Consider the following 20,607-nt stretch of genomic DNA (forward strand, 5'->3'; position numbering starts at 1 on the left):
AAACGACTTGGGGATTATTTTACCATAGCGAGAAAGACAGAAGGGAGCAGATGGATATGGACGAGGAGAAAAGCCGGGGGACAGATTCCCAGGAAAATACAGTAAATGACAGCTCCGGGGATGTAACCTATCACTATACAAGACCACAATATGGACAGTATCGGTTCCATGAAGAACAGCAAACGACCAGAGAAGATCAGGATGAAGAAGACACCAGCAAGGTGAAAGTTACGTTAGAAGACAAAGACAGAAAGCCAGTACCTTTTAAGAAAAAGCTGGCAGCTACGATAGTACTGGCAGTGATATTCGGACTGGTAGCAGGAACTGTTTTTCAGGCAACCAATATCCTGTCTCAGAAATATTTTGGCACAGCATCTGCCACAGATACAAAAGTATCCACTACAGAATCAGTTCCGGAGACAGTGGCAGCTTCAGACAATACCACAGATACTTCCTCAGTGCAGGATACAGCTAATGAAAAAGGCACAGTGGCAGCCGTAGCAAAAGCTACCATGCCTTCAGTGGTTGCTATTACGTCTGTAAGCATTCAGGAGATTACCAGCTTTTTTGGATATGGCATGGAATATCCAAGCACAGGCAGTGGGTCAGGGATCATTGTAGGAGAAAATGATGATGAGCTTCTGATCGCTACCAACAATCATGTGATCGAGGGGGCTACTACCTTGAGTGTGTGCTTTATCGGGGATGATGTGGTGAATGCAGAAAAAGAGACAAGGAATGTAGCCAGCGGTGACGGAGATATTAATATTGACGATGCTGTCTCTGCAAAGATTAAAGGAACCGATGAAACTAATGACTTGGCAGTGATTGCTGTAGAGAAAAAGGATATCCCAGAAGATACTATGAGTGAGATCAAGATTGCACAGTTAGGCAGTTCTGATGATCTTGTGGTAGGAGAGCAGGTAGTTGCCATAGGAAATGCCCTTGGTTATGGTCAGACAGTCACTTCCGGATGGGTAAGTGCCCTGAATCGTACCATTACCTTGGAAGGAGGAAGCACCGCTTCCAATTTGATCCAGACAGATGCAGCTATCAATCCTGGTAACAGCGGTGGTGCCCTCTTGAATATGAAGGGCGAACTGATCGGGATCAACTGTGCAAAATATGCATCCAGTGATGTGGAAGGTACAGGGTACGCTATTCCTATTTCCGAGGCTCAGCCCATCTTAGAAGATCTTATGAACCGGAAGACAAGGGATAAGGTGTCCGGTTCCTCCAAAGCCGGATATCTGGATGTGGAGGTGACAGATCTTACTGCAGGTGCCATCCAGATGTACAATATGCCATCCGGTGCTTTTGTTATGAGAGTTACACCAGGCGGCGCAGCGGAGCAGGCAGGTATCCAGAAAAACGACATTATTGTAAAATTTGACGGACAAACAGTGAGCGGACGCTCAGATCTGGTGGAGAAGCTGTCTTATTATACTGCCGGAGAAACGATAGATGTGGTGGTTGCACGGCCGGATGATGGCGAATATAAAGAACAGACCATCAGCGTTACCCTTGCATCCAGAGACAACCAGGGACATAATAATGCCTGATATGGCCTCTGGTGTTTTGACATCAAAATCTTACCTATAGGACATTTCATGAGAGCTGCGTTGGCGGATCTGAGTTTCAGATACGTTACGGCAGCTCTTCCTGCATCCTGCAGTAGAATGTATGAAAAAGACTTTATAAAAACTTTATTTCAATAGTGTGAAAATATGTGCTATAATCCAAATGGAATACAACAACAGAAAGGAAATAATATGTCACAGCATATTGACGATTACGAAGATTTCAGAGAAGTAGATACTGCCGGAGAGAAAGATACAGCAGCAGACACAACGGATCCATCCACAACAGCTGATTCATCTGCAGCTGGTGCAGGGGATGATGCAGACCACCAGGAAGACGGATACGAGCACTTCTGCTTCCTGTGCCGCCGTCCGGAAAGTCAGGCAGGGAAGATGATCGAACTTCCGAATGATATACATATCTGCACAGACTGTATGCAGAAAAGCTTTAACACTATGAACAGCCAGATCAACAACAGCAACATGAATTACGGCGACCTGCTGAATATGCCAGGCGTCAGTATGATCGACCTGGGGAACCTGAACATGGGACCACAGCCAAAAAAGATCCGTAAGAAAAAGGCAGCCCAGGAAGCAAAACCTGTGCTGGATCTGAAGAAGATCCCTGCACCACATAAGATCAAAGCCACTCTGGATGAATATGTGATCGGCCAGGAAAAAGCAAAGAAAGTTATGTCAGTGGCTGTGTATAACCATTATAAAAGAGTGGCATCAGACATGAAAGATGATGTGGAGATCGAGAAGTCCAACATGCTGATGATCGGGCCTACCGGCTGTGGTAAGACGTATCTTGTAAAGACACTGGCCAGACTTCTGGACGTACCCCTTGCTATTGCAGACGCTACATCTTTGACAGAGGCAGGATATATTGGAGACGATATTGAGAGCGTTGTATCCAAGCTTTTGGCAGCAGCAGACAATGACGTAGAACGGGCAGAGCATGGTATTATTTTTATAGATGAGATAGACAAGATCGCAAAGAAAAAGAACGCAAACCAAAGGGATGTAAGCGGAGAGGCTGTCCAGCAGGGACTTCTGAAGCTGCTGGAAGGCAGCCAGGTAGAGGTGCCGGTAGGAGCCAACAGCAAGAATGCCATGGTGCCTATGGTGACTGTAGATACCAGGAATATCCTGTTTATATGCGGCGGTGCATTTCCAGATCTGGACGAGATCATCAAGGAAAGGCTGAATAAGCAGGCATCCATTGGATTTTATGCAGATTTGAAGGATAAATACGATAGAGATCCGCATATACTTTCAAAAGTAACAGTAGAGGACATTCGCAATTTCGGGATGATCCCTGAATTTATCGGCCGACTTCCGGTAATCTTTACATTGGATGGACTGAATGAGGACATGCTGGTAGAGATCCTGCAGGAGCCTAAGAATGCCATACTGAAGCAGTATAAGAAGCTTCTTGCCATGGATGAGGTTCGTCTGGAGTTTGAGGATGGAGCACTGCATTCTATTGCAGCCAGAGCCATGGAACGTAATACAGGAGCCAGAGGGCTTCGTGCCATTCTTGAAGAATATATGCTGGATATCATGTATGAGATCCCTAAGGATGACAGTATTGGTCAGGTGATCATTACAAAAGAATATATAGACGGTAACGGAGGACCAAGAATCCTCTTAAGAGGGCAGGAAGTGCCGTTGCTGGCCTGAGACGGCAACTGGTTGGGGCTTTTTTGCCCCAATATCTAACATATATTCATGCAGCAAATAAAAGAAAAGGAGAAATGCGTTATGAGAAAAGGCTTTTTTGATGGTTTAAGTGAAACATTGACAAGAACAACTAAGGATCTTAGCAAGAAGGCTGGACAGATTTATGAGACACAGAAAATTCAGAGTAAGGTGTCCAGTGAGGAACATATGGTGGAGAAGCTGAAATGTGATATTGGTAATCTTGTTTTCAGCCGTTATAGCGGAGGTGTCCAGATGGACGAAGAGCTTCAGAATCTTTGTCAGGAGATTCGTCAGCATATGGATGCTATCGCAGAGTACAAGGATGCTGCAGCAGATCTGAAAGGACGCAAGATTTGCCCATCCTGTAAGCGGGCAGTGGAGAAGGATGTGTCTTTCTGCCCATTCTGTGGAACTGCATGCCCTAATCCGGAGCCGGAAGAGGAAGTTGCTGCTGAGGCTACAGCAGAAGAAGCAACAGAAACAGTTGCAGAAGATGATGCACCTGGAGAAGAGCCAGCACCAGTGACTTCTGAGGATGTAACTGATGAAAGCGCACCGGAAGCAGAGACTTCTTCAGAGGATACCCAGGAGTAAGAGATACACTCCTTCGTTTCATAAGATGTATGGACAGTTATGGGGAAGAGGACAGATATGACAGGACTTGGACTTACAGCATGGATCTACCTGCTGGATAAAAAAATAAAGGAACAGGTGGACAGCAATATCCTTCAGGGCACCAGAAAGGAAATTCCTGGTGGAAGGATATATCTGTGTAACTGTCACAATGAAGGTATGGCCTTTGGTATAGGACCGAAAGATCAAAAGAACTGTCAGGGTATTTCCGCAGCAGCCTTAGGGGCTGCTGCAGGAGAATATCTGCGGCAGAATATTCAGCAGAAGCCTATGATTGGCAGAATTGGTCTTGGTATGGTTATGGGCGGAGGTCTGTCTAATTATATGGATCGGTGCGAAAAAGGGTATGTGACAGATTATATCAGCTTTCGTACCAGTCATAAGAAATTGCAAAAAATAGTCTTTAATCTGTCTGATGTCTGTATTATTGCTGGGACTGGCCTGTGGCTTTTGTCTGGCTTATTGCCATCCCATAAAAATAAAACGATAAAAATTAAAAAAAATAAAAAAAGATGTTGACATTCCAAATGGAATGAGGTATTATAATCAGGCAGTCGCAAAGAGCGACTGAAAGATATGAAATGCAGGAGTGGCGGAATTGGCAGACGCGCAGGCTTCAGGTGCCTGTGGTCGCAAGATCGTGTGGGTTCAAGTCCCATCTCCTGCATTCTTTTTTTATCTCAGTCGGGAAGACTCTCACCTCTTTCAGGCGGTGAGTAACAGCAGGTTCGTCTCAGTGGGAGTCCAATCTCCGGCTGCTCGACTTGAATATAATAAGATGATACCAGTGTCCCCTGAAAACTACAGGTACAGTTTTCAGGGGATTTCCAATATTATTTTGGGCATAGCTGAATTATTTTTAGCCCTGAATTTTGTTGAAAAAAGATAAGGCTTATGATACAATCTTGAAGATTTAGGATAAATCAGATGTGAAATGACGCCCGCCTTTACAGGTGGTGAGCAGCAAGAATGCGCAGGTATTCTTGAATATGTATGACGACAGAAAGGGAGATTGTATGAAAGCATTTCTGATATTAGAAGACGGCCATGTTTTTACAGGGACGAGTATTGGTTCTACCCGGGAAGTTATCAGTGAAATCGTCTTCAACACTTCCATGACAGGTTATCTGGAAGTAATGACGGATCCTTCCTATGCCGGACAGGCCGTATGTATGACTTATCCCCTGATTGGTAATTATGGTATCTGCTATGAGGACCAGGAATCAGGACAGCCATGGATCGATGGTTTTATTGTACGTGAATTATCCCGTATCCCAAGTAATTTCCGAAGCGTGGATACAATACAGCATTTCTTAAGCAAACATGATATTCCCGGTATAGCCGGAATTGATACCAGGGCATTGACCAGGATCCTTCGCGAGAAAGGTACAATGAACGGTATGATCACAGTCAATGAAAATTATGACCTAGACACAATTCTCCCCAGATTAAAAAAATATACTACAGGTAAGGTTGTAGAGAAAGTAACATGCCGTGAGAAGCAGATCCTGCCAGGAAACGGTCCAAAGGTGGCACTTCTTGATTTTGGCGCAAAAAGAAATATTGCCCGTTCACTGAACCAGCGTGGCTGTGAGGTGACGATCTATCCGGCACTTACAAGCGCAGAGGAAATTCTGGCTGCTAAGCCAGATGGGATCATGCTCAGTAATGGCCCTGGAGATCCAAAGGAATGTACTTCTATTATAAAAGAAGTAAAAAAACTGTATGATTCAGATGTGCCGATTTTTGCAATCTGCCTGGGACATCAGCTGATGGCGCTGGCTACCGGCGGAGATACCTACAAGATGAAATACGGACACAGAGGCGGTAATCACCCGGTTAAGGATCTGACAACTGGCAGAGTGTATATTTCATCCCAGAACCATGGATATGTGGTAGATGCAAAAGGACTTGAAGAGAAAAATATTGCCCAGCCGGCATTTATCAATGTTAATGACGGTACCAATGAAGGCATGGCATACGTTGGGAAGAATATTTTCACTGTACAGTTCCATCCGGAGGCCTGCCCCGGACCACAGGATTCAGGTTATCTGTTTGACCGTTTTATGAAAATGATGGGAGGAAATGACTGATGCCAAGAAACAAAGACATAAAAAAGGTACTTGTAATCGGTTCCGGACCGATCATCATTGGGCAGGCTGCAGAGTTTGACTACGCCGGAACCCAGGCATGCCGTTCCCTGAAAGAAGAAGGGATGGAGGTTGTTCTTCTGAACTCCAATCCAGCTACTATTATGACAGATAAGGACATTGCAGATCGTGTATATATAGAGCCGCTTACTGTAGAGGTGGTAGAGCAGCTGATCCTGAAAGAGAAGCCGGACAGCGTGCTGCCTACACTGGGAGGCCAGGCAGGCTTGAACCTTGCAATGGAACTGGACGAAAAAGGCTTTTTAAAAGAGCATAATGTGCGTCTGATCGGAACTACTGCCCAGACGATCCGTAAAGCAGAGGACAGACAGGAATTTAAAGATACCATGGAAAAGATCGGGGAGCCGGTTGCAGCATCTAAGGTGGTAACTACTGTAGAAGATGGTCTGGCATTTACAAATACCATCGGTTATCCGGTAGTACTTCGTCCAGCATATACACTTGGCGGAAGTGGCGGCGGTATTGCCCACAATGAGTATGAACTGAGAGAGATTCTTGAGAATGGTCTTCGTCTTTCCCGTGTAGGTGAGGTACTGGTAGAGCGGTGTATTGCCGGATGGAAAGAGATCGAGTATGAGGTAATGAGAGATAGTGCAGGGAACTGCATTACTGTCTGCAACATGGAGAATATTGACCCGGTTGGTGTGCATACAGGTGACTCTATTGTAGTTGCTCCGTCACAGACATTGGGAGATAAAGAATATCAGATGCTTCGTACTTCTGCACTGAATATTATTACAGAGCTGGGCATTACCGGCGGATGTAATGTGCAGTATGCTCTGAAGCCAGATAGCTTTGAATACTGTGTTATTGAGGTAAATCCACGTGTTAGCCGTTCTTCAGCACTTGCAAGTAAGGCTACTGGATATCCCATTGCAAAGGTTGCTGCTAAGATCGCCCTTGGATATACACTGGATGAGATCCCAAATGCCATTACTGGCAAAACCTATGCAAGCTTTGAGCCAATGCTTGATTACTGTGTAGTTAAGATCCCAAGGCTTCCATTTGATAAATTTATTACTGCAAAGAGAACGCTGACTACCCAGATGAAAGCCACCGGAGAGGTTATGAGTATCTGCCATAATTTTGAAGGCGCCCTGATGAAAGCAATCCGTTCCCTGGAGCAGCATGTGGATAGTCTGATGTCTTACGATTTTACACAGCTGACAGATGAAGAGCTTCTGGAGGAGCTGGAGATCGTAGATGACCGCAGGATCTGGAAGCTGGCAGAAGCAATCCGTCGTGGTATGCCACAGTCCATGCTTCATGATATAACCCAGATTGATATCTGGTTTATTGATAAGCTGGCAATCCTTGTAGGTATGGAGACAGCCCTGAAGACCAGAAAGCTTACAAAAGAGCTTCTGCTTGAGGCAAAACGACTGGAATTTCCAGACTATATCGTTGCCCGTCTTACAGGAAAGACAGAGGCACAGATCAAAGAGCTCCGTGCAGAATATGGCATCCGTGCAGCTTATAAGATGGTTGATACCTGTGCAGCGGAGTTTGCAGCAGAAACACCATATTATTATTCCGTGTATGGAGATGAAGGCACAGAGAATGAGGCTGTTGCCACACCTGACAAAAAGAAAATCCTTGTTCTTGGTTCAGGACCTATCCGTATTGGCCAGGGTATTGAGTTTGACTTTTGCTCTGTACATTGTACCTGGGCATTTGCAAAAGAAGGCTATGAGACCATCATTATAAATAACAATCCGGAAACAGTAAGTACAGACTTTGATATTGCAGATAAACTGTATTTTGAACCGCTGACTCCTGAAGATGTGGAGAATGTGGTAAACATTGAAAAACCGGATGGAGCTGTGGTACAGTTTGGCGGTCAGACAGCCATTAAGTTGACAGAAGCCCTTACCAAAATGGGTGTGAAGATCCTGGGAACTTCTGCAGAGAATGTAGATGCTGCAGAGGATAGGGAGCTGTTCGATGAGATCCTTGAAAAATGCCAGATCCCAAGACCAAAGGGTCATACGGTATTTACTGCAGAGGAAGCGAAAAAGGCGGCAAACCAGCTTGGGTATCCGGTACTGGTTCGTCCTTCCTATGTTCTGGGCGGCCAGGGTATGCGTATTGCAGTCAGTGATGAGGATGTGGAAGAATACATCGGCATCATCAACCAGATCGCACAGGAGCATCCGATCCTGGTAGATAAGTATCTGATGGGAAAAGAGATCGAGGTAGATGCGGTTTGTGATGGCGAGGACATTCTGATCCCTGGAATCATGGAGCATATCGAGCGTGCAGGTATCCACTCCGGTGACAGTATTTCCGTGTATCCGGCAAGAACCATCAGTGAAAAAGCAAAAGAAACCATTGCAGAGTATACAAGGCGGCTGGCAAGAGCCCTTCATGTGATCGGTATGATCAATATCCAGTTTATTGTACTGGGGGATGAGGTATATGTGATCGAGGTAAACCCAAGATCCAGCCGTACAGTTCCTTATATCAGCAAGGTAACAGGGATTCCGATCGTACCGCTGGCTACCAAGGTGATCCTTGGATATAAGCTGAAAGAGATGGGATATACACCAGGTCTGCAGCCTGAGGCAAAACATATTGCCATCAAGATGCCGGTATTTTCCTTTGAAAAGATTCGTGGTGCAGATATCAGCCTTGGACCTGAGATGAAATCCACAGGAGAGTGTCTGGGAATTGCAGAAACATTTAATGAGGCGCTTTACAAAGCATTCCTTGGTGCTGGCATCCGCCTTCCGAAGCATAAGAATATGATCATTACCGTCAGGGATGAGGAACAGCAGGATGTAGTGCCTATCGCAAGAAGATTTGAAGCTTTAGGCTATAGGATTTACGCTACCAGAGGAACTGCAAGGACCTTAAAGGAAAATGGTATCCGTGTGATCCGTACCAACAAGCTGGAGCAGCCGGCCCCCAACCTGATGGATCTGATCCTGGGCCATAAGATCGATGTGGTAATTGATATTCCGCCACAGGGTATCGATCATCAGAAAGACGGATTTGTGATCCGTCGAAATGCCATTGAAACAGGTGTGAATGTGCTTACCAGCCTTGATACTGCAGAAGCGCTGGTAACCAGTCTTGAAAATACAGATGTGCATAATCTTTCCCTGGTAGATATCGCTACTATCGCAAAAAGATAAAGCAGATTAAAGATAATTGCAACAGTAAAGGCACTAAACGATTACGAAAAATCCAAATTACAGGTTTACAGAAGAAATATGATGTAATATAAACAAAAAGGACGGGGAACCAATTATCTCCGTCCTTATTGTACTTTAAGATAACTGTTTGACAGGCGTTTTTCCATGAACTGACAGATCGTTATTTTCAGGAAGACAACGGAAAGGGGAGCATATGGATATCATTGAATTTTTCAAAGTAGTGATCCTTGGGATTGTTGAAGGGATCACAGAGTGGCTGCCTATCAGCAGTACCGGGCACATGATCCTTGTAGATGAATTTGTTAATCTGAACGTAACCAAGGATTTTAAGGATCTTTTCCTGGTTGTGATTCAGCTGGGTGCCATTCTTGCTGTTGTGGTTTTGTACTGGCATAAGCTGTGGCCTTTTTATAATAAGACACTGTCCAAGCGAACCAGGGTAGCTATCAGCCACAAGCCGGGATGGGCACAGCCTATTCTTATTTTCAGGGAAAGATTCTGTGACAAGGAAAAATGGGTTCTGTGGTTCAAGATCATTGTTGCCTGCCTTCCTGCTATTATCATTGGTCTTCCCTTTGATGATCTGATCGAAGAGAAATTTATGAATTATGTGGTGGTAGCCATTGCGCTTATTGTGTATGGTATACTTTTTATTGTAATTGAGAACTACAATAAGAACAGAAAAGCATCCTGTACCAGTCTTGAGGAGATGTCTTTTAAGACAGCCTTTCTCATTGGCTGCTTCCAGGTGCTGTCCCTGATTCCTGGTACTTCCAGATCAGGATCTACCATTATTGGTGGGATTCTTTTGGGGACTTCCAGGACTGTAGCTGCTGAGTTTACATTTTTCCTGGGGATACCAGTTATGTTTGGAGCCAGCCTTCTGAAAATTGTGAAATTTGGTTTTGAGTTTACCTCCACAGAGGTGATCATCCTGCTTATAGGAATGGTAGTGGCATTTGTGGTTTCCATTCTGGCTATCAAATTTCTGATGGGATATATCAAACGCCACGATTTCAAAGCCTTTGGCTGGTACAGGATCGTTCTTGGCGTATTGGTGCTTGGCTACTTTATCGGTAAAACACTTCTGGCATAAGGAGGTTATCCTGCAATGGGGAAATATATTATGGCACTGGATCAGGGAACGACCAGTTCACGGTGTATTCTGTTTGACAGAGAGGGCAGGATGTGCAGTGTTGCCCAGAAAGAATATACACAGCATTATCCTCAGCCAGGCTGGGTGGAGCATGATCCTATGGAGATCTGGTCATCTCAGCTGTCGGTTGCCATAGAGGCAATGGGGCAGATCGGCGCAGATGCAGAGGATATTCATTCCATTGGTATTACCAATCAGCGTGAAACGACCATCGTTTGGGACAAACGTACAGGGAAGCCGGTTTATCCGGCAATCGTATGGCAGTGCAGACGTACTGCAGATATGATCGAGAAGCTGGAAAAGGAAGGCTTCTCAGATGTGATCCGACATAAGACAGGACTGATTCCGGATGCTTATTTTTCTGCTACCAAGATCTGCTGGATCCTGGATCATACGGAAGGGGCAAGAGAAGAAGCACAGAAGGGTAATCTTTTGTTTGGTACAGTAGATACCTGGCTGATATGGAAGCTGACCAAAGGGGAAGTACATGTAACAGATTACACCAATGCTTCCAGGACAATGTTGTTTAACATCCATGAGAAGCACTGGGATCAGGAAATCCTGGATTATTTTAGGATACCATTTTCCATGCTTCCACAGGTACGGCCAAGCAGCTGTATCTATGGTTATACTAATGAGAAGCTGATCGGCGGCAGGATCCCTATTGCAGGAGCCGCAGGAGATCAGCAGGCAGCTTTGTTCGGCCAGTGCTGTTTTAAACCGGGAGATGTTAAGAATACATATGGCACAGGATGCTTTCTTCTGATGCACACAGGAGATCAGATGGTAGAGTCTAGTCACGGACTTCTGACTACTATGGCAGTGAATGCAGATGGTACGCCTGGATATGCCCTTGAGGGCAGTGTATTTGTAGCAGGGGCTGCTATCCAGTGGCTCAGAGATGAAGCAGGGCTTTTGGAGAATGCTGCTGCTTCAGAGAAATACTGTCTGTCTGTGTCAGATACCAATGGAGTGTACGTAGTTCCTGCTTTTACAGGACTTGGGGCTCCTTACTGGGACCAGTATGCAAGGGGGGCGATCCTGGGACTGACCAGAGGAGCCGGGAAGGCACATCTGATCCGTGCTACAGTAGAATCCCTGGCCTATCAGGTGCACGATGTGATTCTTGCTATGGAGAAGGATTCCGGGATCCATCTAAACACATTGAAGGTAGATGGCGGGGCCAGCGCCAACAATTTCCTGATGCAGTTTCAGGCAGATCTTCTGGATGCACAGGTAGTACGTCCAGGATGTATAGAGACAACTGCCCTGGGGGCTGCTTATCTGGCAGGCCTTGCCACCGGATTCTGGAAGGGCAGCAGCGAGATACAGAAGAACTGGAATATGGAGAAGATTTTTTCACCATCTATTACCGAAGAAAAAAGAGAACAGCTTCTTAAGACCTGGAAAAAGGCGGTTTCCTGTGTTTTAGGATGGGCAAAAGAATAAGGACTGAATGCGACAGCCCTGGATATATAAAGAGGAGTGATCATAATGAAACGCAAAAAAATCGTTGTTCTGCTTACCGTAGGGACTATGTTGACGGCGGCTTCAGGTTGTGGAAAAAGTGAGCCTGTGGCAGATCCAACACCAACCCCGGCACCTACGGCTACCCCTGCACCTACCTCGACTCCAACACCGGCACCTACGCCTACGGTTACACCGGCACCTAAAATGATTGGAAAGAAGACTGCAGAGGCCAAGTTTATTTACCTTTCCAACAATACAGATAAACAGTTCCGTAAGCTGTATCTTCGGGTATCCGGCAATGAGGATTGGGGAAACAGTCTGATCCCAAGTGAATCTTCTGTGCATGCTTCAGAGAAAGTAAGGATGTATTATACCCCTCAGACAGGAGAAGGGGTTACTTATGATATGCGCCTTACAGATGAGAATGGTAATACATATGAGATTGATGGAGCAGATCTGTCTGATATGGAGACTGCATCACTGCGTCTGGATACTGATCAGGGGATCGTATATCTGACTTATGTAAGTAAAAGCTCCAACAGTGAGAAGAATACAAAGGACAGTTCATCCAGCACAGGTACTGAAGATACCTCCGGTATGGATGTGAGTTCTTCGGAACAAGGTATTTATTATTACAATCAGAGCAATGGTTCTTCTAATGGTGGGGATTCCAGCAATAGCGGTGGCAGCCAGTCTGGCGACAACAGTGGTAATGGCAGTCAGGGAACCACAGATAATAGCGGCAATAGCGGACAGAATACACCGGACAGCAGTGGCACTACAGGCGGAAACAGCCAGGGTGGTAATACCGGTACAGACAACAGTGGCAGTACAGGTGGTGACGCTAATCAGGGCGGTGGTGATATTGATTATGACCCTGGTGACGGCAGTGACGGATCTGAGAACTGGACCGACAATATTATCTGGGACGAAGATGGAAACTGGCAGTAAATAACAGATGTGATCGTATAAATCAGCCCCGCACAGGAAGTGTGGGGCTGTAATACCGAGGCATTCTTGAAGCAAAATGATGGTCTGTATATCCTGTAATACAGGAGCAGCAGATTGATGATTCACACATAGGATTTAAAGATATAAAATTTCGCCGGTATGAGTTACATCGTAGCCTGTCTGGCCAAAAAGGTCAGACAGGAAGCTTTCAGACCGGATGATCTCCAGAAGCGCTGCAAAGCCTGGTTTATCCAGAGAAGAAGCTTCCAGGACAAGGTACATAGGCAGTATTCCCATGGGCAGGAAGGAAAGGCCGGGAGTGGTTCTGGCTACCGCTTCTTCCCCAAGTGCTACATCCGCACGTCTGGAAAGAACAGCAGAGGCAGTGGAAAGATCAGATACCAGTTCATTCAGATATCCTGAAATATTGTCAGTGTCCACACCTGCCTCCATAAGGGAATGGTCCAGAAAAATCCTGCGGGTACTGCCTTTTTCACGGTTGGCAAGGATCACATCTTCACGGTCAAGATCCTGAAAGGTAAAGATTCCCTTGGGATTATCCTGAAGAACATAAAAACCTATCGGAAAATGGTACAGGCATACAAAGGCCAGCGGGACTCCGGGAACAAGGCAGGAAGCTTCTTCTGGCTTCATACTTACAGCAGCTGCATGAACCTTTCCAAAATACAGGGAATATAGTCCATTGTAGGAATTCAGGTGAGACTGAAGAACCGGCATTCCCTGAGGATGGGCTGCCATACGGGAAAGAAGCAGTTCCAAGGCAGGGGTTGTCTGCCCGCTGAGGATCAGACCGCTGGAATGGAGAAGGTAATCTCTTTTCAGCACGGAACTTTCAGGCTGAAAAGTGGGAACATGCAAAGGTTCCCTGGTTTCTGTCCTGTTTAAATATTCATCCAGCTGTTCTTCACTGATACGGAGCTGCTTTCCTACTTTGGAAGACTGCAGATCTCCTCTCTTGATCAGTTCATATACGGTTGTCTTTTTTATTTTTAACTTTTCTGCAATTTCTAAGGCTGTATAGAATTTACTCATCAATTCCCACCATTACATTTGTTGCCTTGATCACCGCATAAGCGTCTGAGCCTACTTTCAGATTTAATTCTTCTACTGCAGCACAGGAGATGGTAGCTGTGATAATATTCCCTCCTCCGATGTCGATGGAAACAATGGAATTTACAGCTCCCTTGTTGATATTGATTACTTTTCCTTTTAACTGATTTCGTGCACTAAGTTTCATAATGATCCCTCGTTTTCTGTTTTGTTTTATGATAACACGGTCAAAATGAATTGACAAGGATTTGATAATTGTTTAAAATGAATGAAACAGAACTAAACTAAATAAAACACAACAAAGGGAGAATGACATGAAAAAAAAGATGATAGCGGCTATGTTGACAGGTGTGATGTGTATAGGTCTTATGCCGGGAAACGTAATGGCAGCATCTGACTCTGATGAACTGAAGGGAGATGTATATGCATTTATAGCAGCCAGCCTGAGTAATTCCATGGAAGAGATCCAGAAGGATTTTGAAAAGCTTCATCCAGAGGTGTCCATTAAGTACAATGCAGACAGTTCAGGCACACTTCAGACTCAGATTGAGAGCGGAGCTCCTTGTGATCTTTTCTTTTCAGCAGCAGACAAGCAGATGAATGCACTTGTGGATGAAGAGCTTGCTGACAAGGATTCTGTTGTAGATCTTCTTGAGAATAAAGTTGTTCTGATCAAACCTAAGGACAGCGAGACTAAGGTGACAGGTTTTGAGAATATTACCCAGGCAGAGAATATTGCACTTGCAGGAGAGGATGTACCGGTAGGCCAGTACGCAAGAGAGATCTTTACTAATCTGGGTATTATGGATGATGTGGAGAAGATGGAGGTTAATGAAGGCAGGAACGTAACAGAAGTGCTTACTGCTGTTAGCGAGGGAAGTAATGAAGTAGGCATTGTTTACGCTACAGATGCTGCTTCTATGGGAGATTCTGTAGAGATTATTGCAGAATCTCCGGAAGACAGTCTGGATACACCTGTTCTTTATCCTATTGGTCTGATCAAGAACGAAAGTGCAGATGATGATGAGAAGGCAGCTGCAGAAGCATTCTATGCATACCTTCAGACTGAGGATGCACTGAAAGTTTTTGAAGAGTATGGATTTACCCCATATGTTGCAGAACATTAACTGGAGTCCATTGTGGATCTCTTTAAAAACCGGATTTGCAGCTACAGTGATTGCCTTTTTTGCAGGTGTATTCTGTGCCAGGAAGATCATGAAACTGCGTCCGGCGGCCAAAGGGATCTGGGATGGGATCCTTACAATGCCACTGGTGCTTCCCCCTACAGTTGCCGGATTCTTTTTGCTGATGCTTTTTAGTTTGCGCCGTCCTTTTGGAAAGTTTCTGATGGACAGCTTTGATATACGAATCGTACAGAGCTGGGCCGGATGTGTGATTGCTGCGTCTGTGATCGCCTTTCCTTTGATGTACCGTAATGCAAGAGCTGCATTTGAACAGGTAGATGTAAATCTGATCTATGCAGGCCGTACCCTTGGGATGAGCGAAAGTAGGATCTTCTGGAAGGTGATCATGCCTGCTGCAAGGCCCGGAATCGCTTCCGGTACGGTATTGGCTTTTGCGAGAGCTATCGGAGAATATGGTGCCACATCCATGCTGGCAGGGAATATTCTGGGAAAGACCAGGACGGTTTCTGTGGCTATTGCTGCAGAGACAGCAGCCGGCAATTACGATAAAGCAGGTTTCTGGGTAGCGATCATTCTGGTGCTTTCCTTTGTGATCGTTGCAGTGATCAATATTATTTCCGGTAAGGGAATGCAGACAAGAAGGTGGATCTAAATGGCGGTAAGTATTGACATCGAAAAAGACTTTAAAGGCTTTTCACTGCGTGTGAAGTTTGACAGCACCTGTGCCACCATGGGGATCCTGGGAGCATCCGGAAGTGGGAAAAGTATAACGCTGCGTTGTATTGCCGGGATCGAGACACCGGACAGAGGCAGGATAGTTGTAAATGGAAGGACGATCTTCGATTCAGACCAGAAGATCAATCTGAAGCCCCAGCAGCGCAGAATCGGATATTTATTTCAGAATTATGCCCTTTTTCCAACTATGACAGTCAAAGAGAATATTGCCTGTGGATATAGAGGAAAAGATAAACAGGAACGGGATAAAAAGGTTCAGGATTATATTACAAGATACCATCTGGAAGGACTGGAGGATCATCTGCCTTCTCAGCTTTCCGGCGGACAGCAGCAGAGAGTGGCACTTGCCAGGATGATGACAGGGGAGCCTGAGATGATTCTTCTGGATGAACCTTTTTCTGCATTGGATGGTTATTTAAAGGATGTGCTTCAGAGAGATATGCAGACATTTTTAAAGGATTATCCCGGAGATATGCTTCTTGTTACCCATAGCAGGGATGAGGCTTTTAGATTTTGTGACCAGTTGATCCTGTTAAAGGATGGGAAGACTCTCACAATAGGAAATACCCGTCAGATCTTTGAGAATCCAGGACTGATAGAAGCAGCCAGGCTTACAGGATGTAAGAATTATTCTGCTGCAGAAAGGATCGACAGCCACCATATTTTTGCAGCAGACTGGGGGATCAGCCTTCGAACCGTGCAACAGGTACCTACTGATATTTCCTGGGTAGGGATCCGTGGGCACTGGCTCAAGCCAAGAGAAGAAGACGGCGAGAACTGCATGCCTGTGAAAGTAACAGAATACATAGAAACTACCTTTGAGCATCAGTGCCTGGTGCAGAATCCTAGGCTGAAAGATGGAGGAAGCCTGTGGTGGATGCGTCCAAAGAATTCTTTTGAAGAGGACCCAGGAAAGAATCTTCCCGCATATTTATATTTGCCACCGGAACATCTGATGCTTTTGAAAAAATAAGGGACTGGTATATTGCCAGTCCTTTTTGCTTAAAGATCATTTGAGGTTTTGGGAATATTTAATATAATCCACCACCATCATGGCCAGCTTAAAGGTAAGCGCATCCTCAAAGGTGCGGATATCCAGGCCGAACTTTTTCTGGAGCTTCTCAAAACGGTAGACCAGAGTATTTCTGTGGACGTAAAGCTGTCTTGAGGTTTCAGAAAGATTCAGATTGTTTTCAAAAAAAGTGCGGATGGTAGCAAGTGTTTCGTCATCAATGGAATCCAGGGTTTCTTCCTTGAAAAATTCATCTATAAACATTTCGCAGATCTCTACAGGAAGCTGATAGATCAGACGGCCGATCCCAAGACGGTTATAGCCAAAAACATTTTTCTGGGCATAAAAGATCTTACCTACTTCCAAAGCTGTTTTGGCTTCTTTGTAAGCTGAGGGCAGGTGATGGATGTTGTCTGTCAGATTGCTGTAGGATACCCAGGCAGATGTCATGGCCTCTGTATTCAGCATATCTACCAGCATATGTGCCACACGCCGCATATCCTGGAATTCTTCAGTGGACTGCAGCTCATGGATGATAATGATCCCTGAATCATCTAAGGCAGTGATAAAATCTCTGGTACGTGCAGAGAAAATGTTGCGGATGGTAGCAAGTACATTCTCGTCTTTGTTCTGCTTTGTTTCTGCAAGGAAAATGCATCTTCTGACAGAGGTGGAGATATGCAGCTTTTTGGCTTTATTAAATGCATCGATCTCGCCGTAATTACCAAGAAGGAGATTCTGCATAAATACATTTTTGTCGCTTTTTTCGGCATATGCGGTGAGCAGGCTTTCAATCTGGCAGACAGCCAGTTCTCCAATGGTGGAGGCAGAAGGATCTGTTCCCCATAGGATCAGGATGTAGGCCAACTGCTGATTATCCATGATTTTGTACAGGGAACAGCTGGTATTGGAAAGACAAAGCGCATCGCTTTCTCGGAAATCTTCTAATTTTTTGGATGAAGGAAGCTGACGGCTGCAGGTAGTTACACATATGTTATCATCTGAATCCACCAGACAGAAATCAAGGTGGCTGATATTCTTCCAGTCATTCAGGCATTTCTGTAAAACTTGAAATACTTTCATCAGGTGTGTCCTCACTTTTTAGCGGATTGAATACAGGGTTTTGAACCTTGTGAGCATAGTATATCATAAAATAATGGATCAAAAAAGAAAAAACACAGGAATTATGGCTCATACAGTTTAGCCCGTCCAATATCCATGAATTCGCGCATGCAAGCATGGCTCATTCATGGCTGCTGTCCGGGACTTTTATAGTAAAAAACGGCTGTACCTGTCTTTTCGTGAATGTCACGAACAGGTACAACCGCCTTTATCATAGGTTTATATTGATAGCTAAATCAATTGTATTAGTTGCAGATCACAAGCTCTGTCTCTTTATCGAAGAAATGAGATTTCTCCATATCAAATGCAAATTTGATAGCGTCGCCTGTCTTGGAAGTAGTACGTGGGTCAACTCGTGCTGTTACCTGTGTGCCGTTTACATCGAAGTACAGGAATACTTCAGCACCAAGCAGCTCATATACTTTAACTGTGGATGTCATTGGAGCGCTTGGAGAAGCCTCGATGAACATCTGGGAATCATGAATATCCTCTGGACGGATACCAAGTACAACAGTCTTTCCTACATAGCCACTCTCTTTAAGAACTTTAGCCTTAGCTGCTGGAATAACAACATCATTGTCACCGATCTTGGCAATCAGGTTATTACCTTTTTCTACGATCTGTGCGTCAAGGAAGTTCATCTGCGGGGATCCCATGAATCCTGCTACGAACAGGTTGCCTGGTTTCTCATACAGGTTCTGTGGTGTATCAACCTGCTGAACAACACCATCTTTCATAACTACGATTCTGGTACCAAGAGTCATAGCCTCTGTCTGGTCATGTGTTACATAGATAATTGTAGCACCAAGTCTCTGATGGATCTTGGAGATCTCGATACGCATCTGTACACGAAGTTTTGCATCCAGGTTGGAAAGAGGCTCATCCATAAGGAATACCTTAGGATTACGAACAATTGCACGACCCATAGCAACACGCTGTCTCTGTCCACCGGAAAGAGCCTTTGGTTTACGGTCAAGAAGTTTCTCAAGGTCAAGGATCCTTGCTGCTTCTTTAACTGCTTTGTCAATCTGATCCTTCGGAACTTTACGAAGCTTCAGTCCAAAAGCCATGTTATCATATACGGTCATGTGAGGATACAGAGCGTAGTTCTGGAATACCATTGCGATATCACGATCTTTAGGCTCAACATCGTTCATAACCTTATCACCAATCTTTAATGTACCACTGGTGATCTCCTCAAGGCCTGCAACCATACGAAGAGTAGTAGATTTACCACATCCGGAAGGTCCTACAAAGATGATGAACTCTTTGTCTTCGATTTCAAGGTTAAAATCCTTAACAGCCTGAAAGCCGTTTGGATAAGTTTTGTTAATGTGCTGTAATGATAAGCTTGCCATGATTCTTCCTCCAACATCCTTTGGTTTATAACTGTTTGGTATCCTCACAGTTATTTTTGTTTTTATTATTTAGTTACATGAATTTGCGTTCTTTTATAGTGATAGTATAGCGAAAACCTTTTGGAAGGGCTAGGGAAGAATCGTACAAAGTTTTTGTCGGTTTCTTGTCAATCTGACGAAAAGAAACTAATAAGGTTTCGGCAAAATGGAAAATAAAGTCAGTGTAATTTATGAAGCAGCCTTTTGGGCAAAGCTGGTAGTTACAAGATCTGTATATTCTGTACGCCTGGAAAGCTCCCCTGCATCCTGAAGGATATCCTGGAGTAGCTGAAAGCTTTCCTCATTAAAAATAAGGTTATCTTTCCAGGTATCCTGCTGATAGTATCGGGTTACGATAGCAGTTACGGTTGCAAGGTCAGTTTCCGGGAACTGAGGGGCAATCACAGTGGCAATTTCTTCTGGTGAATGGGTGCTTACATAATCCATACCTTTTTGTAGGGCATTTGTGAATTTTTGTATGATTTTCGGATGATCTTCTAAAAAGCTGGCTTTAGCACTGTAAGAGGTATACGGTACGTATCCGGAATCTGTACCAAGGGATGCTACCACATATCCGGTCCCTTCCTGCTCCAGCAAAGTAGCAGAGGGTTCAAATTCCACGGTGAAATCCGCAGAGGTATCCCCTGTGAAGGCAGCTGCTGTTGAGCCAAAATCAATACTTTGGTCTATGGTAAGATCTGTTTCCGGATCAAGACCGTTATTTTTCAGAATATATTCAAATACCATTTCCGGCATGCCGCCTTTTCGGCCACCCAGAACTTTCTTTCCTTTTAGGTCATCCCATGTAAAATCCGGCATTTCTTCCCTTGCCACAAGGAAATTTCCAGCCCGTTGGGTTAGCTGTGCAAAATTCATAACCGGATCCGTAGCTCCTTCCTGATAGGCATAGATAGATGCCTCAGCCCCCATAAAGCCAATATCTGCTTCACCGGAAATGACAGCAGTCATAGTCTTATCCGCACCAAATCCTGTGACAAGTGTAAGATCCAGCCCTTCTTCTTCAAAATAGCCCTCTTCAATTGCCACGTATTGCGGTGCATAAAAGATTGAATGTGCTACTTCATTTAAAGTAACCTTGCTAAGCGTTTTATCTTCTGTACTGTCTTTTTTCTTTGCTAATGCTGTTACTGGCAGTGCAGTAATAGTCATCATAACAGCAGCTGCCAGTGCGATCCATTTTAATTTTCTCATACAGATACTCCTTTTTGACTTCTGCTGTTAAGATATGCCGTAAATCTTAAATGGTGTATGCGCAGACTATTCAAGATTAAATAATGT

The 20,607-nt window shown here is 44.7% G+C and carries 17 protein-coding genes and 1 tRNA gene; 13 read left to right on the plus strand and 5 right to left on the minus strand.

Annotated elements, in window-relative coordinates:
• Nucleotides 1-56 precede the first annotated feature (56 nt).
• From OCV61_RS08220 to OCV61_RS08265, 10 genes are all read left to right on the plus strand, one after another.
• Nucleotides 57-1,562 carry a S1C family serine protease gene (locus tag OCV61_RS08220; protein WP_158421427.1) on the plus strand — a complete coding sequence of 502 codons (1,506 nt, stop codon included), beginning with the start codon at nucleotides 57-59 and terminating at the stop codon, nucleotides 1,560-1,562.
• A 210-nt stretch (nucleotides 1,563-1,772) separates the two neighbouring features.
• On the plus strand, nucleotides 1,773-3,266 hold the full coding sequence (gene clpX, locus OCV61_RS08225) for an ATP-dependent Clp protease ATP-binding subunit ClpX (RefSeq protein WP_158421428.1): 1,494 nt from the start codon (nucleotides 1,773-1,775) through the stop codon (nucleotides 3,264-3,266).
• Nucleotides 3,267-3,347: 81 nt separating this feature from the next.
• Entirely contained in the window at nucleotides 3,348-3,881 is a 534-nt protein-coding gene (locus OCV61_RS08230) for a zinc ribbon domain-containing protein (RefSeq protein WP_158421429.1), read from the plus strand.
• Nucleotides 3,882-3,938: 57 nt separating this feature from the next.
• Nucleotides 3,939-4,439 carry a signal peptidase II gene (locus OCV61_RS08235; RefSeq protein ID WP_262582750.1) on the plus strand — a complete coding sequence of 167 codons (501 nt, stop codon included), beginning with the start codon at nucleotides 3,939-3,941 and terminating at the stop codon, nucleotides 4,437-4,439.
• A 64-nt stretch (nucleotides 4,440-4,503) separates the two neighbouring features.
• A tRNA-Leu gene (locus OCV61_RS08240) sits at nucleotides 4,504-4,587 on the plus strand.
• A 349-nt stretch (nucleotides 4,588-4,936) separates the two neighbouring features.
• A complete protein-coding gene (locus OCV61_RS08245) occupies nucleotides 4,937-6,013 on the plus strand; it encodes a carbamoyl phosphate synthase small subunit (protein WP_158421431.1) in 1,077 nt (358 codons plus the stop codon).
• On the plus strand, nucleotides 6,013-9,228 hold the full coding sequence (gene carB / locus OCV61_RS08250; protein ID WP_158421432.1) for a carbamoyl-phosphate synthase large subunit: 3,216 nt from the start codon (nucleotides 6,013-6,015) through the stop codon (nucleotides 9,226-9,228). Before OCV61_RS08245 ends, carB begins: the two co-directional genes overlap by 1 nt.
• Before the next feature lie 214 nt (nucleotides 9,229-9,442).
• Entirely contained in the window at nucleotides 9,443-10,345 is a 903-nt protein-coding gene (locus OCV61_RS08255) for an undecaprenyl-diphosphate phosphatase (RefSeq protein WP_158421433.1), read from the plus strand.
• Nucleotides 10,346-10,360: 15 nt separating this feature from the next.
• Complete coding sequence (glpK, locus tag OCV61_RS08260; RefSeq protein WP_158421434.1) at nucleotides 10,361-11,854, plus strand: glycerol kinase GlpK; 1,494 nt, start codon at nucleotides 10,361-10,363, stop codon at nucleotides 11,852-11,854.
• Between the two features lie 45 nt (nucleotides 11,855-11,899).
• A complete protein-coding gene (locus OCV61_RS08265) occupies nucleotides 11,900-12,826 on the plus strand; it encodes a hypothetical protein (protein ID WP_262582751.1) in 927 nt (308 codons plus the stop codon).
• Between the two features lie 135 nt (nucleotides 12,827-12,961).
• Here the strand turns inward: OCV61_RS08265 and OCV61_RS08270 are convergent, their stop codons facing one another.
• Nucleotides 12,962-13,879 (minus strand): helix-turn-helix transcriptional regulator, encoded by a 918-nt coding sequence (locus OCV61_RS08270; protein ID WP_158421436.1) that lies wholly within the window; start codon nucleotides 13,877-13,879, stop codon nucleotides 12,962-12,964.
• Nucleotides 13,872-14,084 carry a TOBE domain-containing protein gene (locus OCV61_RS08275; protein WP_158421437.1) on the minus strand — a complete coding sequence of 71 codons (213 nt, stop codon included), beginning with the start codon at nucleotides 14,082-14,084 and terminating at the stop codon, nucleotides 13,872-13,874. Before OCV61_RS08275 ends, OCV61_RS08270 begins: the two co-directional genes overlap by 8 nt.
• A 127-nt stretch (nucleotides 14,085-14,211) precedes the next feature.
• On the opposite strand from OCV61_RS08275, the gene modA reads away from it, so the two are divergent.
• Genes modA through OCV61_RS08290 form a run of 3 tightly spaced genes read left to right on the plus strand, consistent with a single transcriptional unit; the run spans nucleotide 14,212 to nucleotide 16,750 of the window.
• On the plus strand, nucleotides 14,212-15,024 hold the full coding sequence (gene modA / locus OCV61_RS08280) for a molybdate ABC transporter substrate-binding protein (RefSeq protein WP_158421438.1): 813 nt from the start codon (nucleotides 14,212-14,214) through the stop codon (nucleotides 15,022-15,024).
• Entirely contained in the window at nucleotides 15,008-15,694 is a 687-nt protein-coding gene (gene modB, locus OCV61_RS08285) for a molybdate ABC transporter permease subunit (protein ID WP_330382907.1), read from the plus strand. The genes modA and modB overlap by 17 nt, the downstream gene beginning before the upstream one ends.
• Complete coding sequence (locus OCV61_RS08290) at nucleotides 15,695-16,750, plus strand: sulfate/molybdate ABC transporter ATP-binding protein (RefSeq protein WP_158421440.1); 1,056 nt, start codon at nucleotides 15,695-15,697, stop codon at nucleotides 16,748-16,750.
• Nucleotides 16,751-16,786: 36 nt separating this feature from the next.
• Here the strand turns inward: OCV61_RS08290 and OCV61_RS08295 are convergent, their stop codons facing one another.
• The 3 genes from OCV61_RS08295 to OCV61_RS08305 form a co-directional block, all read right to left on the minus strand.
• The gene (locus tag OCV61_RS08295) at nucleotides 16,787-17,872 is read right to left on the minus strand and encodes a PucR family transcriptional regulator (RefSeq protein WP_158421441.1); all 1,086 of its coding nucleotides are present in this window, start codon (nucleotides 17,870-17,872) and stop codon (nucleotides 16,787-16,789) included.
• A gap of 284 nt (nucleotides 17,873-18,156) precedes the next feature.
• Nucleotides 18,157-19,269: an ABC transporter ATP-binding protein gene (locus OCV61_RS08300; protein ID WP_158421442.1), complete on the minus strand. Its 1,113-nt coding sequence runs from the start codon at nucleotides 19,267-19,269 to the stop codon at nucleotides 18,157-18,159.
• A gap of 228 nt (nucleotides 19,270-19,497) precedes the next feature.
• Nucleotides 19,498-20,520: an ABC transporter substrate-binding protein gene (locus OCV61_RS08305; protein WP_158421443.1), complete on the minus strand. Its 1,023-nt coding sequence runs from the start codon at nucleotides 20,518-20,520 to the stop codon at nucleotides 19,498-19,500.
• Between the last annotated feature and the right edge of the window lie 87 nt (nucleotides 20,521-20,607).

It is taken from the genome of Blautia ammoniilytica (assembly GCF_025566965.1).
Classification (GTDB): Bacteria; Bacillota; Clostridia; order Lachnospirales; family Lachnospiraceae; genus Blautia_A; species Blautia_A ammoniilytica.

Bases quoted from the DNA above. Each gene is read 5' to 3' on its own strand.
- OCV61_RS08220 (WP_158421427.1), top strand. From the start codon at position 57: ATGGACGAGGAGAAAAGCCGGGGGACAGATTCCCAGGAAAATACAGTA.
- clpX (WP_158421428.1), top strand. From the start codon at position 1,773: ATGTCACAGCATATTGACGATTACGAAGATTTCAGAGAAGTAGATACT.
- OCV61_RS08230 (WP_158421429.1), top strand. From the start codon at position 3,348: ATGAGAAAAGGCTTTTTTGATGGTTTAAGTGAAACATTGACAAGAACA.
- OCV61_RS08235 (WP_262582750.1), top strand. From the start codon at position 3,939: ATGACAGGACTTGGACTTACAGCATGGATCTACCTGCTGGATAAAAAA.
- OCV61_RS08245 (WP_158421431.1), top strand. From the start codon at position 4,937: ATGAAAGCATTTCTGATATTAGAAGACGGCCATGTTTTTACAGGGACG.
- carB (WP_158421432.1), top strand. From the start codon at position 6,013: ATGCCAAGAAACAAAGACATAAAAAAGGTACTTGTAATCGGTTCCGGA.
- OCV61_RS08255 (WP_158421433.1), top strand. From the start codon at position 9,443: ATGGATATCATTGAATTTTTCAAAGTAGTGATCCTTGGGATTGTTGAA.
- glpK (WP_158421434.1), top strand. From the start codon at position 10,361: ATGGGGAAATATATTATGGCACTGGATCAGGGAACGACCAGTTCACGG.
- OCV61_RS08265 (WP_262582751.1), top strand. From the start codon at position 11,900: ATGAAACGCAAAAAAATCGTTGTTCTGCTTACCGTAGGGACTATGTTG.
- OCV61_RS08270 (WP_158421436.1), bottom strand. From the start codon at position 13,879: ATGAGTAAATTCTATACAGCCTTAGAAATTGCAGAAAAGTTAAAAATA.
- OCV61_RS08275 (WP_158421437.1), bottom strand. From the start codon at position 14,084: ATGAAACTTAGTGCACGAAATCAGTTAAAAGGAAAAGTAATCAATATC.
- modA (WP_158421438.1), top strand. From the start codon at position 14,212: ATGAAAAAAAAGATGATAGCGGCTATGTTGACAGGTGTGATGTGTATA.
- modB (WP_330382907.1), top strand. From the start codon at position 15,008: ATGTTGCAGAACATTAACTGGAGTCCATTGTGGATCTCTTTAAAAACC.
- OCV61_RS08290 (WP_158421440.1), top strand. From the start codon at position 15,695: ATGGCGGTAAGTATTGACATCGAAAAAGACTTTAAAGGCTTTTCACTG.
- OCV61_RS08295 (WP_158421441.1), bottom strand. From the start codon at position 17,872: ATGAAAGTATTTCAAGTTTTACAGAAATGCCTGAATGACTGGAAGAAT.
- OCV61_RS08300 (WP_158421442.1), bottom strand. From the start codon at position 19,269: ATGGCAAGCTTATCATTACAGCACATTAACAAAACTTATCCAAACGGC.
- OCV61_RS08305 (WP_158421443.1), bottom strand. From the start codon at position 20,520: ATGAGAAAATTAAAATGGATCGCACTGGCAGCTGCTGTTATGATGACT.